We start from the raw sequence: 17,395 nt of genomic DNA on the forward strand, positions 1-17,395 counted from the left end.
GTTAAGCAAGAGAAGAAAAATGACTCGTTTTTCTCCTCCTGCTTTTTTTTGCCCTTTTTTGAACGATGAGCGTTTTACCGAGAATTCGCAATAAACTCTAAACCTCCCATAGTTATTCGTCAAAATTCTGCATTTTTAAAGCAGAATTCTAACAGAAAATGATTTGGGTATGCCTTTTTCCTAATTATGGATCAAAATGTTCAATATTTGTTTAGAGGGCTTGACTAAAATTTGTTGAGGTATGTGCAAGCATATCTAAAATTCCTTTGGAGAGAGGAGGGGGGAAATCGCTTTAAATGATGAGTAAGTTATATTTCTTCAGAGCCGTGTCAGGGATTGCCTTGTTGATCGGTGGACTTGCCTTACTTGTGCAACCTCAGATTGAACAAAAAGTGGCTGAAAGAGAAGAAAAGAAGCTGGTAGAAGCCTTTAAGCAACTAGCTACAACAAATGGGAATTCAGAAAAGGCGGAAGCAACTAAACTCGATTTGATGGTTAAGGATGCAAAAGGGATTCTTATTATACCAAAGATTGATTTAGAAATGCTTATTTTCGAAGGTGCTGATGCCAATTCGTTAAATAGGGGAGTCGGCCTGCTACAAACAAAAAAGAAATTTGGAATTAACAATATTGGATTAGCAGGGCATCGAGGGGCCAGTTATGGAAAACAATTTAATCGGTTGGATGAGTTAGTCATGAACGACGAGATTTATGTCAAACAAGGTTCGACAGAATTTACTTTTATCGTAGAGGATAAATATATTGTTGACAGAACTCGAGTTGATGTCCTAAATGAGCTAGGAAGCCCATATCTAACATTAGTAACATGTACACCAATTGGGGCAAAAAACCCTACTGATCGATTGATTGTCCAAGCAAAATTGAAAAGTACGCATAAGGAGGATATATGAAGAAAATCGTTTTTTATGTAGTTATGATAACACTCATTCTTCAGAGCTTCCTAAGTCCGATAGGGGCATTTGCGAACAGCTCTCAAATATTTCTACTAAAAAATGAAGTGGTGGAAGAAAAGGGAGCAGATTCGAATGAGGTGAATATTGTTTACGATTGGGAGTTTTCCGGCAATGCAAGTGAAGAAGAAAAGAACTATCACTTTCCCCTTCCAGACAATATTCAAATAGTAGAGACGCAATCAGGAACTCTCTCTATCAATAATAATGCGATTGGGAGCTTTGTTATTAGTTCATTAGGAATTGCGGTGACTATTTATCCGAATATGAGTGATGGTGGAGTCGGACAATTGGCATTTACCGGGGTGAAAATGGAAGCTCCACCAGCGACAGCAGAAGAAAGTTCATCCGAAATATCGGAAGAAAAACAGAATTTATTCAATGAGCCATTAGAGACTGACAATGACCAAGCTGAAATGGCCGCAGAGGATGAGGCGACTCCTGAAGTTGGGCAACAAATGATTGAAGAAAATATTCTCACAAACGCAACACTTTCGTTTGAGAATCAAAATGGTGAGCAAGTGGATGAAGTTGATCTAAAGACTATTGTAATTGTTAACTATGAATGGGCTTTACCAATTGATCATAAGTATAAAAATGGGGCAACTTTTGAATTTCACTTGCCAGAGGAATTGAAAGTGTATGAAACGATAACCAACCAGGAGATCTATTTTGAGAATGATGTAATTGGTACCTTTTCTGTTGATGCGAATGGTCGAGTAACAATGATCTTTAATCATTTCATTGAAACACATTCCAATATAAGTGGCAGACTTGAAGTATTAAGCAAATTGCAAGAATCGTTGGAAGTGACTGAGGATCGAAAAATCTCAATTACACCAATTGTAGGGCAGCCACCACAAGATATTCCGATCCTCTTTATCCCACAGGGAAATAGCATTGATAAAAATGGTAATCCTGATAAAGGCTACAACGCAAGGAGCATTTCTTGGGTGATCGATTTCAATAAGCATTTAGAAAGTATTGAAAATGCTGTGTTCACAGATCCAATCCCCGAAGGACAAGAATTTCAAGCAAATTCGATCAAAATATACAAGCTGTTACCAGAATGAATGGGGAAACAGAGATTGGTGAAGAAATTACTAAAGCGATTGAAAAGACAGAAGATGGAAAGGACTTCCGTATTTCCTTTGGCAATATCAACTCTGCCTATCGGATAGAATTTCTCACAGACATTACAGATCCAAACGGAACGAGTTATAGAAATACTGCTGTTCTCTCAGGAGAGAATATTGAAGACATGGAAGCTAGCGCTACAGTTGGAGTGAGAAGGGGCATTCCATTAGCGAAATCATCGACAGCTTATAATGGCGCAACACAAACGATCGATTGGGAAATTAAGTTTAATTATAATGAAAAGAATATTCCAGTAGAAGAAGCGAAGCTGACGGATCTGTTCAATAATACTCAGAAGTTAGTGGATGGTTCATTCAAAGTGGAAAAAGTAACGATTGATGATAATGGAAATGAAGCGAATTCGGAAGAAGTTTCTTCTGACAAATATGATATTACTCCTCTATTGGAAGAAGATCGATCGGGATTCACGTTTAAATTTAACGAATCGATTCAAGAAGCTTATAAAATTACTTATCAGACAACAGCAACAGAACGTGTATTTGACCAAGAAACGATAACAAATACAGTTCAATATGGCGGGGAAACAAAAGAAGCATCAAGAACCATTTATCAACAAATTTTGTCTAAGCATCACGGAAATCCAAATTATAAAGATAAAATGATTTCATGGATAATTGAACTTAATAAAGACAACTATGAAATGAACGATGTTGTCTTAAACGATAATTTTACAAATGGCGGGTTAAAACTTCAAGAAAATACGTTAAAGATTTCTCACGGATCTGATGAACTTGTAAAAGGAGTCGATTATGAGCTTGATTTAGAAAGTTTTAAAATTACCTTTAAGAACACGATAACTGGAATGGTGACCATTCAATACGACACTGAATTTGATTACGAAGAGAGAGTTAATCAAGAAAAAGCATACTTGGAAAATCGTGTTCAACTTGAATGGATGGACGAAGCAAATAACAAGAAAGATAAAGAACTCACAGCTACTTTTACTCCGGACAACTATACGAGATCGAACGGCTTTAAAAATGGCTCCTATAATGCAGCAACAAAAGAAATCTCATGGGAGATCGGATTTAACTACAATCTGAAAGAGATTAATGAAGCGATCGTAGAGGATTTTATTGGAACAGGCCAGAACCTAATAGAAGATTCTATTGTTGTGAAAGAAATGCTATTAACAGGGGATCCGAATGGCGTTGATTTCAAAGAATTGGAAGAGAATATTGATTACACGATTTTGCTTAATCCAGATGGAAAAGCAGGGTTTAGAGACATCTTTAAAGAGCAGATTACAGTTCCATACTTGATTTCATATAAAACGAGCTTGGACGGAGAGCTTATCCAAAAAGAATATGATAATACAGCAACTGTCTATGATGCCAATACTGAATTGACGAAGCTAAATGCTAAAGTATCTGTAAAGCACGGGGGAGAGTTTACAGACAAATCTGGAAAGCAAAACGGGAAGATTATTGATTGGAAAATCAATATTAACTTTAGTCAGTCCAAAATATTTAATGCTAAAGTGATCGATATACCAACTAATAATCAAAAACTACTAAAAGAATCTTTTCGACTTTACTCCACATCAGTTGCAGCGGATGGAACAGTAACAAAGGCGGAGGAAGTCAGTGCTGATGAATATGATATCGTATTTCCTCTTACAGATGACGGAGATGAAACATTTGAGCTCATATATAAACAGGATATTGAAAAACCATATATATTAGAGTATCAGTCTCTTATTCTAGCTAAAGTTGGCGATTTTATTTCAAATGGTGTCATTCTCACAGGGGATTTTTTAAGTGAAGAAATGACAAAGTCAGAATCAATGATCAGAGTTGAAAGAACGACAGGAGTAGGAATAGGTGAAGGTGAAGTAGGCGCTTTAACGGTTAAAAAAGTGGATGCAGCAAGCGGTGAGGAGTTAGAAGGAGCAGTCTTTACACTGCTAGATTCGTCGACTGGAGCCGTTATTGAAACGCAAACAACGAATACCGAAGGAATTGCTGTGTTTGATCGATTGCTATGGGGAGAGTATCTACTAAAAGAAGTACAAGCTCCAGAAGGATATGTCGTTGGGATTCAAGATACTGAAATAATTGTACTGAATGAAATAAATCAAGAAATAGAGATAAAAAACGCAAAAATTCATCAAGCTGTCGAATTAACGAAAGTTGATAGCAATGATGAAACAAAATTATTATCAGGTGCAAGATTTGATTTAAAGAAGTTTATAGACGGAGAATTTAAAACGATTAGCTCCCATACCACAAATGCGAATGGCCAAATTATCGTTAACCATTTGGAGGAAGGAGAGTACCAATTCGTCGAAACACGTGCTCCATCCTACTATAAACTAGACGCCACTCCAGTTCCGTTTACAATTGTAAACAATCAATTAGAAGTAGTTAAAGTAGTAAAGAAAAATGAACCAGGTGGTACAGGTCCAAGTCCGGGACCAAGCCCAGGCCCAGATCCAGGCCCAGATCCAAATCCAGACCCAGGGCCGAATCCAGATCCAGGCCCAGATCCAAATCCAGATCCAGGACCGAATCCAGATCCAGATCCAGGTCCAGACCCAGATCGAAGTCCTGATCCGCAGCCGGGAGAGCATGAAAAACCGGACAACGGTGGAGGTAAAGGCCCGAGTCAACCTGGACATGACAATGGTTCTGATAATAGTGGGAATTCGGGGGAACGAGATCAAAAAGAGGAAAATTCGAAGCAGAAGGGATCAAAAACTCCTAAAAATAGTGACATAAATGTTCTCCCACAAACAGGGGAAGAAAGTTCAATCATGAATATCATAAGTGGACTGGTTCTAATGATATTCGGTTTACTAATTCTTTTCTATAGAAGAAAAACGACTATAAATTAAAAAAGAGCTGTTCTTTATGGTGGTGACCCCACAAAGTTAGAGTTTTTATTAAGCAGCTGATTGGCTGGTTTGAGTTCGGTATTGTATTGGACTTAAACCAGCTAATTTTACTTTTATACGCTTATTATTGTAGTAATCTATGTACTCAACAATTTGTTTTTTTAGCTCTTCATAAGATACTAATACTTCTCCATAATACATCTCTTGCTTGAGGACCCCAAAGAAATTTTCCTGCCGCATTATCCGCACAGGTTGCTTTTCTTTGAGTTCGAATGCCAACGCTTTTGTGCTTTTCGAGGGATGCATTCGGATTTTCTTGAAAAGCTTTTAACTTTTTTAAATAGGCATTCTCTAAACGTAGAAGTTCATTTTCTCGTTCTAATAGTTCTTCACGAGATAACTCTTTTTCTTGTTTTGGTAATTTTGCTTTATGATTTTTAGACATAGAAGGCCGCCCTTTCATTTTTTTTTAATTTAAATACTTCACTATATTTTGCCATACAAAAACACCCCAGAGGTTAGATTATTAACTCTAAACTTCTGGTGTGCAGTACCGTAAAGAACAGCTTTTTATATTATTTTATTTAAACAATGAATTAACAATTTTTAACTTAATTACTATACATATATTTTCCATCTTCGTCATAATATCCTAGGGAATCTCAATAAAGGAGGAATAAAATGGTGGTTATTAGGAAAAGAGCCTTTGTCAGCTTTGCTATCGTTTTAGGACTGTCACTCTTATTCTCACCGTCTAGCTATGCTAAATCCTCAGAAATTGACATGTACCTCAAGAAAATTGTTCAACTTCAGCCTGGTACGACAGAACAAGAAATTCTTGAATCGATTACCGACTATGCCAAATCTCAAAAAATGTCAAAAGACGAAGTGATCAAAATGGTTTATCAAGAGTTAATAACGGATAAAAAAGAGGGAGACAGGGTAGCGAAGGAAAATGGCAATGAACAAAAAGATACGGTTATTTTTGGCGGTTCATCGGGTTCCTATGTGTTGCCGATGAGTACGAAAGGAAATATTTTTTATTCGGATTCCTATACCGCTTACTATAACCATGGTCATGTAGGGATGTATTCAGCTTCTGATAAAATCGTCGAAGCGGTTCCGGGTGATGGTGTTCGTCAGATTAAATATAATGCTCGCAATGTAGAAAAAAATAGTATTATTCAAAGGGTAAACGTAACGACTACTCAAAAAAATAACGCAGCAGATTGGGCAGTCAGTCAGGTGGGAAGCTCATATTCTTTTAACTTTGCAACCAATAGATTAACAGGGCACGACGGAGATAAAAATTGTTCAAAATTACTTTGGTCCGCCTTCACTTTGAAAGCTAACATCGATATAGACCATAATGGTGGCTTGGGGGTTTATCCACGTGATATTACCGCCTCATCCTACACAACCACGATCGCGACGATCAATTAAAGGTTCGTTTAAATCTTGGATTTATCAATAGGTTTGGTATTTTTATAAGGGAATATGGAGTTAAAAAACGAATATTTACAACATCATTGATGTTAAAAGTAGTTTTTGTACTCAATCCTTTTATAAATGTTCGTTTTTTAATTCATCTTGATGCAAATTGAAAGCGCTTTATTTACTAAATTAAGTATGAGGAGAACGTATGAGGAAGAGATGGATGGTGCTCATTTGTTTCGTTTTATTAACGATATTGGTAGGCTGGTTTTTTACAAAGAATAGCGGTTCGAAAAAAGCAAGTGATAGGGAGCTTGAAGAGGAAAATTTCTTAGATAGTAAGAAAGCGATTGTTTATTTCTCAACTACTGCCGACCAAGATACGTATGGCGGAGGAAAAAGTGCAGCAGTATTTATTGATCATAGGGGTAAACCGATGACTTATGAAATGGAAGGACTGGAGTTGGGAAGCATTGGTGTGAAAGAGAATGAGATTCTATTAGCGGATAAGAGTCGCTTTTATAAAATTTCGAAAGGGTTTGAGAGGATTGAAAGAGATGATTACCAGCATACGGGAGACCATATCGGATTCCTTGAATCAACGGCTGGTTTTTATGCTGTTTTTAATTCTGGCTACGATAAAACAAACGGAGGCTACCGTTCGGATATTTATTGGGAAAAGGATGGGCATTTCGAAAAAGGGATCATTCCTTTCTTTATTGAAGCCTCTGTGTTGCATCAAGGGAGTCTTTATACACTGTCATCATCAGAAGATGAAAAAAGCTATCAGTTCAAAGAAGTAATATTAGGAGAAAAGCCAATTGTTAAGCCAATGTTGGAAATTGAGAAGGAAGAGAACAGCACTACATTTGGACAACTTCAGACGGATGGGCATCATTTATATTTCATTCGGCAAACTGGAGCTTTAACCGAAATGGTCAAGGTTAATTTGCAGTCAAAAAAGTATCAGTTTACAAAAGTGGCGACGTATGCCAATGATGAGCAAACTTTTTACAAGCAGATACCTTTTAGTTATAAAAGATGTGTATTCCTTTATCAAGATAATCTTTACTTTATCGATGGCTTCGGAGATGTTTATCGAATATCGACTGAGACAGGAAACAGTGAAAAAGCATTTTCTCTAGTGGAGACCAGTTTTGAAGGAAGCGTAGAAGTGTTCCAACAAAATGGCACTCTTCATGTCTTCTCCCTTGAACATGAAAATAGGCGAGCAAAAATTGCGGAATACAACCTCCTATCTGGAAAAAGACAGGAGGAGCTAGTACTGAAAGATTTTCCTGAGTTGAATACTTTTAATACAAAAATGCATTTATATGATTTCGTTATAATTAATTCCGAAAACGACTAAGCCTGAGCATAATTTAGAGAAAATAAATGCTTTGAATGATCGTTATATGCGGAAATTCTTCATTATTCAATCAAAGCAGCATCTAGCGATGGATATGTGTTTTAGAAAATACCGTTGATTAACAATTTTTAATTTAAAAAAATACTTAACATAGCTGAGAGTAGATTAATTACTAAATCCATTGTACTAAAACAAGCATCGCCTGCATGGATTTGTTTATAGATTTTTTAGGGCCGATCTTTGCATATGTTGTTTTTCCTTTGCATCGGTAAAGGTTGTAACTGCCAGGCTACTTTCGGTTTCTGAAATAAATAAGTGCGGTTTTAGTTGCTGCATATGAACCTATTGCGGCATAGCCATAGAACCATCCCATGAAAAGTCCTGCAAGCAAATCATGACGGTGACTAATAAAAGTAGAGATTGCCAAACCGATAACCAGTGCTAGTGTTGGTACAAAGTGTTTCGGGATTTTAAAAATAACTTTAATGATCTGTGTTAAGACCATTACAGAAGGGACTGCTACTATTGCATCCCAAAAGTTTGTATGTATAGTTGGAAAATTCATCATGCTATCACTCCATTGGACATAATTATCAGGTTAATCTTACGGATATAGTTTGTCCATGATTAGAGGATTGAACCATAAAGTGAGCGCAATTTTGGAAAGGGTGTATTTTTTAATGTTTGAATGTACAAGTTTTGATTGATTTTATAGTGAAGCTGCCAGTTGCATACCCGATTGTAAACAAGGATTGCTCATAATTTTATGCTTTAGTAGGGAATACAGTCTGAAAATTTAATAAAAACCATTTTGGCGACAATTCGTCAACAATACTTAAAATAGTGATGCTTGATAAAATGAAGCAAAAAGAAAAAGCCTTGATACACAAGGCTTTTCGGGATGGAGAATAGGGGGCTCGAACCCCTGACCTCAACGCTGCCAGCGTTGCGCTCTCCCAGCTGAGCTAATCCCCCGTACGATCTTTTACATCGATTATTATATAGGGAAATCAATCAAAAGATCAAGAGAAATTTAATTGTGATAAGGACGTGAGCATTAAAAATATAGATTTTTATGAGGGGAAAAGCATTTAATTGAATGCTTGATTAAAAAATATTTGATAGCAGTTCTCTGTAGACAGATGGATAATGTTTGCTTTTAAGGGGCCGAGCTTTGGGAAGAGCGGGTTACCAATAAAGAGAATGAGGACCCTGACAAGGTAAAGCAATAAAGAAATTAAGCAATTGTGGACAGAGTCAGAAGTCTTTTAATGTATACTTTCAATTTCAACGCTCCGTACACCGTCAATTTTTGAAACAGTATGGTACACATCTGTTGTTAATCTTTTATGATGGACAGTTATTCTTAATTGCACAAGATGATCATTGTCGTTTAAATCTTTGATTCGTAAATGTTTGAGGGAAATTTTTTCCCCTTTTAAATGGTTAATGATTTCGACGATTTTATTTTTATCTTGTACATTAAGCTGAAGTTTAATTTCTTTCTCCCGCAATTGACGGGGGCCAATCCAGCCCATAATAATTGGAACGATTTCAACGCTAATGATTAACAATGCCACTCCTGCAGTTGCCTCAATATAGAAGCCTGCCCCTACGGCAATTCCAATTCCTGCCGCACCCCAGATCAATGCAGCAGTCGTTAGTCCTGAAATGCTGTCATTTCCCCTTCGTAAAATAACACCGGCTCCAAGGAAGCCAATCCCGGAAATGATCTGTGCAGCCAATCGAAGTGGATCCATTGTAATGTTTATATCCTCTCTCGGTGGTACCATATAGGCAGACTCAATCGATACAATTGTAAGAAGGCAGCTTACGATTGAAATGACTAAACTCGTTTTAAGACCGACGGGTTTTCTTTTCAATTCCCTTTCCAGTCCAATAATTAATCCAAGGAAAGTTGATATTCCCAATTTCATGAGAATTTCCATATCAGAACCAAGCATCTTTTCCCCACCTTTTTTCAAAACCATATGATTGATTTCAAGAAATTATTATTTTCATGGTAATTGACTTATTAAAGGTTGTAAAATAAATGATATGCACCTTACAGTGGATGTTCATTTTTAAATTTAACGCTTTGTTAACAATATTGTTGCTCAATTCGTTTGAAACTCCGGTTTCACATGCCTTTAAAGTTAAGCTTTATGGATTCATGGAGAAGATGAGCCAAAAATCAATACTGACATCTAACAAAGCCGCATTTTAAGGAGTTTATTTGATGGGGCCAAAAGTAAATCCATATTTTATTTTATCCGTTGGTGTTATTGCAGTTTCGACATCGGCTATATTTGTAAAAGTATCACAAGCTCCCTCCGAGGTCATTGCTTTTTATCGTTTGTTTTTTTCAGTAATCATTATGCTTCCTGTGTTTTTAATAAAGTATGCCAGTGAACTGCGTCTTATTACGAAGAGAGATTGGCTATTTTCTTTGGTTGCAGGAGTATTTCTGGCATTTCACTTCATTCTCTGGTTTGAATCATTAAATTATACGTCTGTAGCGAGTTCCACCGTGTTGGTTACATTGCAGCCGCTTTTTGCGTTTGTAGGCACTTATGTATTTTTTAAGGAAAGGTTTTCGGTGCGGGCGATTTTCTGTGGGGTTATGGCGATCATCGGCAGTTTTATTATTAGCTGGGGTGATTTCAAAATCAGCGGTTCCGCCTTATTCGGTGATATTCTTGCGCTTATTGCCTGTGCATTAGTTACCGCTTATTTAATGTTTGGACAATCAGTGCGAAAAAGAGTTTCACTTATAACTTACACATTTGTCGTCTATGCTATTAGTGCGATAACACTATTTATTTATGTTCTTATTTTAGGACAACCATTAATGAACTATCCAACGAGTGACTGGTTATATTTCATTTTACTGGCGATCATTCCAACTTTATTAGGGCATACCTTATTTAATTGGTCTATTAAATGGTTAAGCACTTCAACGATTTCGATGGCTATTTTATTAGAACCAATTGGAGCAACGATACTTGCCTATTATTTATTGAACGAAAAAATTATGTTGACACAAATTCTTGGAGGATTAATTGTAATGGCATCATTAGCGTTCTTCTTAATAGAAGGAAAAATGTCTAAAATAAAAGTAAAGCAGGAAAAAGAATAACGAGTGACTTAAGAAGAAATGAGGAAATATTATGGGCTGGGATGCTCCTTTTATGAAATTCCCCATTATTGAAACGAAGAGGTTAATTTTAAGAAATTTGCATTGCCATGATGCACATGGGATTTATTCCTATTTGTCTAAGAAGGAAGTGATGAAATATTACGATAGGGAGCAGCTTTCTTCATTACAGGAGGCAGAGGAGCTAATTGATAGTCTCCTTTTTCGATATCAGTCCAGAAATCAGATTAGATGGGGAATTACCCTTAAAGGAGAAAATGAAATCATTGGAACTTGTGGTTTTCATTCGCTTGAAGAGGAGCATTTAAAAGGAGAAATTGGTTATGATCTTAACCCTGCTTATTGGGGAAAAGGGATTATGTCTGAAGCAGTTCGAGCATTGGTTGAGTATGGATTTAGTGAAATGAACTTCAATCGAATCGAGGCACTATATTCCCCTTTTAATTACGGCTCTAAGAAAGTCCTTGAGAAAAATGGTTTTAAGGAAGAAGGAATCCTTAGAAAAAGGTTCTTTATACAAGGTAAATATATGGATGCTGTCCTTTGTGCAGTTTTACAGGAAGATAAGAGAGGTGCCATATAAGCCCTCTCTTGCGCTTTTAAAGAATGTAAGTAAATCCTGAAAAGATAAATGCTAAGGTAATCGTAAAAATAAAGGTACCGCCCCGAACTTTTTCTTCTGAATTAGCGATTTTGAGCCCCTCGATATAGGAATAAATGAATAAATAGATTGCCATGATAAATGATAGATATAAAGCTACGGATTCTAGCATGTCTTTCAATCCTTTCTAGAACATTATTTCTTTCTCCTAGTAATTAATATGAGGGATCTTTATTTTTATTACTGGAAGATAGAAAATGGAGCGGAGGTAATGGGGAACTTAAATTTTATTGTAAAAAAATCAAAAATTATATTGAAATCATTTTTAAGACATGGTATATTATTTCTTGTCCTTAAGAAACAACAAAATAATTATCAAGAAAACTGTTGACTTAAGGAAAGGTTTTGTGTTATATTTATAGAGTCGCTTCCAAAGTGGCGTTTTGGTTAAAGGTTCTTAATTTAACCATGATTGTACTTTGAAAACTAAACAAATCATACGTCAACAAATAATTATAGTGGAGGCTATCTTTCTTAAGAAGCTGAAACTAGCCAACGTTTATTTTAAACATAAGAGCTAATCTTACTCTTTATTGGAGAGTTTGATCCTGGCTCAGGACGAACGCTGGCGGCGTGCCTAATACATGCAAGTCGAGCGCTTGCACAAGAAAGCTTGCTTTCTTGTTGCTTGAGCGGCGGACGGGTGAGTAACACGTGGGCAACCTGCCTATAAGACTGGGATAACTTCGGGAAACCGGAGCTAATACCGGATAATGCTTTTGAACACATGTTCGAAAGCGGAAAGATGGTTTCGGCTATCACTTATAGATGGGCCCGCGGCGCATTAGCTAGTTGGTGAGGTAACGGCTCACCAAGGCGACGATGCGTAGCCGACCTGAGAGGGTGATCGGCCACACTGGGACTGAGACACGGCCCAGACTCCTACGGGAGGCAGCAGTAGGGAATCTTCCGCAATGGACGAAAGTCTGACGGAGCAACGCCGCGTGAGTGATGAAGGTTTTCGGATCGTAAAACTCTGTTGTTAGGGAAGAACAAGTACCGGAGTAACTGCCGGTACCTTGACGGTACCTAACCAGAAAGCCACGGCTAACTACGTGCCAGCAGCCGCGGTAATACGTAGGTGGCAAGCGTTGTCCGGAATTATTGGGCGTAAAGCGCGCGCAGGCGGTTCTTTAAGTCTGATGTGAAAGCCCACGGCTCAACCGTGGAGGGTCATTGGAAACTGGGGAACTTGAGTGCAGAAGAGAAGAGCGGAATTCCACGTGTAGCGGTGAAATGCGTAGAGATGTGGAGGAACACCAGTGGCGAAGGCGGCTCTTTGGTCTGTAACTGACGCTGAGGCGCGAAAGCGTGGGGAGCAAACAGGATTAGATACCCTGGTAGTCCACGCCGTAAACGATGAGTGCTAAGTGTTAGAGGGTTTCCGCCCTTTAGTGCTGCAGCAAACGCATTAAGCACTCCGCCTGGGGAGTACGGCCGCAAGGCTGAAACTCAAAGGAATTGACGGGGGCCCGCACAAGCGGTGGAGCATGTGGTTTAATTCGAAGCAACGCGAAGAACCTTACCAGGTCTTGACATCCTCTGCCACCCCTAGAGATAGGGCGTTCCCCTTCGGGGGACGGAGTGACAGGTGGTGCATGGTTGTCGTCAGCTCGTGTCGTGAGATGTTGGGTTAAGTCCCGCAACGAGCGCAACCCTTGATCTTAGTTGCCAGCATTCAGTTGGGCACTCTAAGGTGACTGCCGGTGACAAACCGGAGGAAGGTGGGGATGACGTCAAATCATCATGCCCCTTATGACCTGGGCTACACACGTGCTACAATGGATGGTACAAAGGGCAGCGAAGCCGCGAGGTGGAGCGAATCCCATAAAACCATTCTCAGTTCGGATTGTAGGCTGCAACTCGCCTACATGAAGCCGGAATCGCTAGTAATCGCGGATCAGCATGCCGCGGTGAATACGTTCCCGGGCCTTGTACACACCGCCCGTCACACCACGAGAGTTTGTAACACCCGAAGTCGGTGAGGTAACTGGTGGTTTCACTGAGTATCTGATAAAAGTAGTCGGAAATTCAGTGAAACCACTAGAGCCAGCCGCCTAAGGTGGGACAGATGATTGGGGTGAAGTCGTAACAAGGTAGCCGTATCGGAAGGTGCGGCTGGATCACCTCCTTTCTAAGGAATATTGAGGCTTAGATGTCTCATAAATCGTAAAGTTGATGAAGCTATTTTGCCAAGTCAAAATAGCCGTATGGTTTGTTTAGTTTTGAGAGTGCAATCTCTCAAAATAGAATGAAGGTGAATTAGAAGCGAGCAGATTGAGGAAACGACTGAGTGGGCACCGGAGTGTATTTGATACATGAGGAGCAGAACGAGGGAAGTTGACGAAAAGATGCGAAGCTTATCATTCGCCGTTTGTACCTTGAAAACTAGATAATGATAATGAAGAAGAACCAAGAAATTACCGAGTAATCGCCATTTTAGTTTTTCTCTCTATTGATTTATTCATAGAGTAAACCGCGAGGGTTTCAAGAAATCACACAAAGTTGTGTTGATGTATTGAAAGCCGAACAAGAGGGTTTCGAGAAGCAAGCAGATCAAGGAAGCGACCGAACGAGCATCGGAGCGTACGGAATGGGTACGTGAGGAGCGTAGAGAGGGAGCTGACGCAGAGATGCGCCGCTTATCGGAAGCCGAAAGTTGAGGGAAATGAGAAGCAAACAAGTCGAGGAATCAAGCGAGGAAGTACCGGAGCGTACGTAGTCTGTACGTGAGGATGCTGACGAGTGAAGATGACGAAGAGATGTGTAGCTGATCATTTGCCGAATGGTTAAGTTATAAAGGGCGCACGGTGGATGCCTTGGCACTAGGAGCCGATGAAGGACGGGACTAACACCGATATGCTTCGGGGAGCTGTAAGTAAGCTTTGATCCGGAGATTTCCGAATGGGGAAACCCATCATCCGTAATGGGATGGTATCCATACCTGAATACATAGGGGATGGAAGGCAGACCCGGGGAACTGAAACATCTAAGTACCCGGAGGAAGAGAAAGCAAACGCGATTCCCTGAGTAGCGGCGAGCGAAACGGGATTAGCCCAAACCAAGAGGCTTGCCTCTTGGGGTTGTAGGACACTCTATACGGAGTTACAAAGGAACGGAGTAAACGAACAAGTCTGGAAAGGCTGGTCAGAGAAGGTAACAACCCTGTAGTTGAAACTTCGTTCCCTCTTGAGTGGATCCTGAGTACGGCGGGACACGTGAAATCCCGTCGGAAGCTGGGAGGACCATCTCCCAAGGCTAAATACTCCCTAGTGACCGATAGTGAACCAGTACCGTGAGGGAAAGGTGAAAAGCACCCCGGAAGGGGAGTGAAAGAGAACCTGAAACCGTGTGCCTACAAGTAGTTAGAGCCCTATGCATATTTTCCTTTGGAAACATGCTGGGTGATAGCGTGCCTTTTGTAGAATGAACCGGCGAGTTACGATTGCATGCAAGGTTAAGTTGAGAAGACGGAGCCGCAGCGAAAGCGAGTCTGAATAGGGCGTCTTGAGTATGTAGTCGTAGACCCGAAACCAGGTGATCTACCCATGTCCAGGTTGAAGTTCAGGTAACACTGAATGGAGGACCGAACCCACGCACGTTGAAAAGTGCGGGGATGAGGTGTGGGTAGCGGAGAAATTCCAATCGAACTTGGAGATAGCTGGTTCTCTCCGAAATAGCTTTAGGGCTAGCCTCACGAAGAACGAGTCTTGGAGGTAGAGCACTGTTTGGACTAGGGGCCCTCATCGGGTTACCGAATTCAGACAAACTCCGAATGCCAAGTACTTAAACGTGGGAGTCAGACTGCGAGTGATAAGATCCGTAGTCAAAAGGGAAACAGCCCAGACCACCAGCTAAGGTCCCAAAGTATACGTTAAGTGGAAAAGGATGTGGGGTTGCTTAGACAACCAGGATGTTGGCTTAGAAGCAGCCATCATTTAAAGAGTGCGTAATAGCTCACTGGTCGAGTGACCCCGCGCCGAAAATGTACCGGGGCTAAACGTATCACCGAAGCTGTGGGTGTACACCGTAGGTGTACGCGGTAGGAGAGCGTTCTAAGGGCGTTGAAGCTAGACCGGAAGGACTGGTGGAGCGCTTAGAAGTGAGAATGCCGGTATGAGTAGCGAAAGATGGGTGAGAATCCCATCCACCGAATGCCTAAGGTTTCCTGAGGAAGGCTCGTCCGCTCAGGGTTAGTCGGGACCTAAGCCGAGGCCGAAAGGCGTAGGCGATGGACAACAGGTTGATATTCCTGTACCACCTCGTTTTTGTTTGAGCGATGGGGGGACGCAGGAGGATAGGGTAAGCGCACTGCTGGATATGTGCGTCTAAGCAGTTAGAGCGGCAAGTAGGCAAATCCGCTTGCCATACGCTTGAGCTGTGACAGCGAGGGAAATCAAGTACCGAAGTTCCTGATTCCACACTGCCAAGAAAAGCCTCTAGTGAGAAAACAGGTGCCCGTACCGCAAACCGACACAGGTAGGCGAGGAGAGAATCCTAAGGTGAGCGAGAGAACTCTCGTTAAGGAACTCGGCAAAATGACCCCGTAACTTCGGGAGAAGGGGTGCTTTTTAGGGTGCATAGCCCTGAAGAGCCGCAGTGAATAGGCCCAGGCGACTGTTTAGCAAAAACACAGGTCTCTGCGAAGCCGCAAGGCGAAGTATAGGGGCTGACGCCTGCCCGGTGCTGGAAGGTTAAGAGGAGGGGTTAGCTTACGCGAAGCTCTGAATTGAAGCCCCAGTAAACGGCGGCCGTAACTATAACGGTCCTAAGGTAGCGAAATTCCTTGTCGGGTAAGTTCCGACCCGCACGAAAGGCGTAACGATCTGGGCACTGTCTCAACGAGAGACTCGGTGAAATTATAGTACCTGTGAAGATGCAGGTTACCCGCGACAGGACGGAAAGACCCCGTGGAGCTTTACTGTAGCCTGATATTGAATTTTGGTACAGCTTGTACAGGATAGGTAGGAGCCGTGGAAGCCGGAGCGCTAGCTTCGGTGGAGGCGTCGGTGGGATACTACTCTGGCTGTATTGACATTCTAACCCGCACCTCTGATCGAGGTGGGAGACAGTGTCAGGTGGGCAGTTTGACTGGGGCGGTCGCCTCCTAAAGAGTAACGGAGGCGCCCAAAGGTTCCCTCAGAATGGTTGGAAATCATTCGTAGAGTGTAAAGGCACAAGGGAGCTTGACTGCGAGACCTACAAGTCGAGCAGGGACGAAAGTCGGGCTTAGTGATCCGGTGGTTCCGCATGGAAGGGCCATCGCTCAACGGATAAAAGCTACCCCGGGGATAACAGGCTTATCTCCCCCAAGAGTCCACATCGACGGGGAGGTTTGGCACCTCGATGTCGGCTCATCGCATCCTGGGGCTGTAGTCGGTCCCAAGGGTTGGGCTGTTCGCCCATTAAAGCGGTACGCGAGCTGGGTTCAGAACGTCGTGAGACAGTTCGGTCCCTATCCGTCGTGGGCGTAGGAAATTTGAGAGGAGCTGTCCTTAGTACGAGAGGACCGGGATGGACGCACCGCTGGTGTACCAGTTGTTCTGCCAAGAGCATCGCTGGGTAGCTATGTGCGGAAGGGATAAGTGCTGAAAGCATCTAAGCATGAAGCCCCCCTCAAGATGAGATTTCCCATAGCGCAAGCTAGTAAGAACCCTGAAAGATGATCAGGTTGATAGGTCAGAGGTGGAAGCATGGTGACATGTGGAGCTGACTGATACTAATCGTTCGAGGACTTAACCAAATAGGTTACTCGGTCTTTTTCTTCTTCATCCATTATCTAGTTTTGAGGGTACAATAGATTTTCATG

At 41.0% G+C, this 17,395-nt stretch carries 11 protein-coding genes, 1 tRNA gene, 2 rRNA genes and 1 pseudogene; 9 read left to right on the forward strand and 6 right to left on the reverse strand.

Going from position 1 to position 17,395, the window contains the following annotated elements; all coding sequences use genetic code 11:
* Positions 1 to 296: 296 nt before the first annotated feature.
* The 3 genes from NST02_RS07220 to NST02_RS07230 are packed head-to-tail and all read left to right on the forward strand — an operon-like array spanning position 297 to position 4,965.
* Entirely contained in the window at positions 297 to 911 is a 615-nt protein-coding gene (locus tag NST02_RS07220) for a class D sortase (RefSeq protein ID WP_340948587.1), read from the forward strand.
* Entirely contained in the window at positions 908 to 2,044 is a 1,137-nt protein-coding gene (locus NST02_RS07225; RefSeq protein WP_340948589.1) for a collagen binding domain-containing protein, read from the forward strand. The genes NST02_RS07220 and NST02_RS07225 overlap by 4 nt, the downstream gene beginning before the upstream one ends.
* Positions 2,041 to 4,965, forward strand: coding sequence for a collagen binding domain-containing protein (locus tag NST02_RS07230; RefSeq protein WP_340948590.1), 2,925 nt, complete (start codon positions 2,041 to 2,043; stop codon positions 4,963 to 4,965). Before NST02_RS07225 ends, NST02_RS07230 begins: the two co-directional genes overlap by 4 nt.
* A 48-nt stretch (positions 4,966 to 5,013) precedes the next feature.
* On the opposite strand, the pseudogene NST02_RS07235 reads toward NST02_RS07230, so the two are convergent.
* Positions 5,014 to 5,196 (reverse strand): annotated as a pseudogene (locus NST02_RS07235) (IS3 family transposase); the annotation flags it as partial.
* Positions 5,135 to 5,410, reverse strand: a complete 276-nt coding sequence (locus NST02_RS07240; protein ID WP_340950044.1) for a hypothetical protein — start codon at positions 5,408 to 5,410, stop codon at positions 5,135 to 5,137. The pseudogene NST02_RS07235 and the gene NST02_RS07240, both read right to left, overlap by 62 nt.
* Before the next feature lie 236 nt (positions 5,411 to 5,646).
* On the opposite strand from NST02_RS07240, the gene NST02_RS07245 reads away from it, so the two are divergent.
* Positions 5,647 to 6,408 (forward strand): YiiX/YebB-like N1pC/P60 family cysteine hydrolase, encoded by a 762-nt coding sequence (locus NST02_RS07245; RefSeq protein WP_142946964.1) that lies wholly within the window; start codon positions 5,647 to 5,649, stop codon positions 6,406 to 6,408.
* Positions 6,409 to 6,607: 199 nt separating this feature from the next.
* Entirely contained in the window at positions 6,608 to 7,768 is a 1,161-nt protein-coding gene (locus NST02_RS07250) for a hypothetical protein (RefSeq protein WP_137744912.1), read from the forward strand.
* 289 nt (positions 7,769 to 8,057) lie between these two features.
* Here NST02_RS07250 and NST02_RS07255 read toward each other — a convergent pair whose 3' ends face one another.
* From NST02_RS07255 to NST02_RS07265, 3 genes are all read right to left on the reverse strand, one after another.
* A complete protein-coding gene (locus NST02_RS07255; RefSeq protein WP_095314608.1) occupies positions 8,058 to 8,333 on the reverse strand; it encodes a hypothetical protein in 276 nt (91 codons plus the stop codon).
* A gap of 337 nt (positions 8,334 to 8,670) precedes the next feature.
* Positions 8,671 to 8,743, reverse strand: a tRNA-Ala gene (locus tag NST02_RS07260).
* A gap of 293 nt (positions 8,744 to 9,036) precedes the next feature.
* On the reverse strand, positions 9,037 to 9,732 hold the full coding sequence (locus NST02_RS07265; protein WP_095314606.1) for an MgtC/SapB family protein: 696 nt from the start codon (positions 9,730 to 9,732) through the stop codon (positions 9,037 to 9,039).
* A 275-nt stretch (positions 9,733 to 10,007) separates the two neighbouring features.
* Here NST02_RS07265 and NST02_RS07270 point away from each other — a divergent pair, with 275 nt between their 5' ends.
* Both NST02_RS07270 and NST02_RS07275 read left to right on the forward strand, forming a co-directional pair.
* The gene (locus NST02_RS07270) at positions 10,008 to 10,907 is read left to right on the forward strand and encodes a DMT family transporter (protein ID WP_408014812.1); all 900 of its coding nucleotides are present in this window, start codon (positions 10,008 to 10,010) and stop codon (positions 10,905 to 10,907) included.
* Positions 10,908 to 10,938: 31 nt separating this feature from the next.
* Complete coding sequence (locus NST02_RS07275) at positions 10,939 to 11,508, forward strand: GNAT family N-acetyltransferase (protein WP_095314604.1); 570 nt, start codon at positions 10,939 to 10,941, stop codon at positions 11,506 to 11,508.
* 16 nt (positions 11,509 to 11,524) lie between these two features.
* On the opposite strand, the gene NST02_RS07280 is transcribed toward NST02_RS07275, so the two are convergent.
* Positions 11,525 to 11,698 carry a hypothetical protein gene (locus NST02_RS07280; protein WP_170211410.1) on the reverse strand — a complete coding sequence of 58 codons (174 nt, stop codon included), beginning with the start codon at positions 11,696 to 11,698 and terminating at the stop codon, positions 11,525 to 11,527.
* A 418-nt stretch (positions 11,699 to 12,116) separates the two neighbouring features.
* On the opposite strand from NST02_RS07280, the gene NST02_RS07285 reads away from it, so the two are divergent.
* Both NST02_RS07285 and NST02_RS07290 read left to right on the forward strand, forming a co-directional pair.
* Positions 12,117 to 13,720, forward strand: a 16S ribosomal RNA gene (locus NST02_RS07285).
* 653 nt (positions 13,721 to 14,373) lie between these two features.
* Positions 14,374 to 17,329 (forward strand): 23S ribosomal RNA (locus NST02_RS07290).
* Together the 16S and 23S rRNA genes form the textbook arrangement of a ribosomal RNA operon.
* Positions 17,330 to 17,395: the final 66 nt, after the last annotated feature.

The organism is Robertmurraya sp. FSL W8-0741 (genome assembly GCF_038004005.1).
GTDB classification, from domain to species: Bacteria; Bacillota; Bacilli; order Bacillales; family Cytobacillaceae; genus Robertmurraya; species Robertmurraya siralis.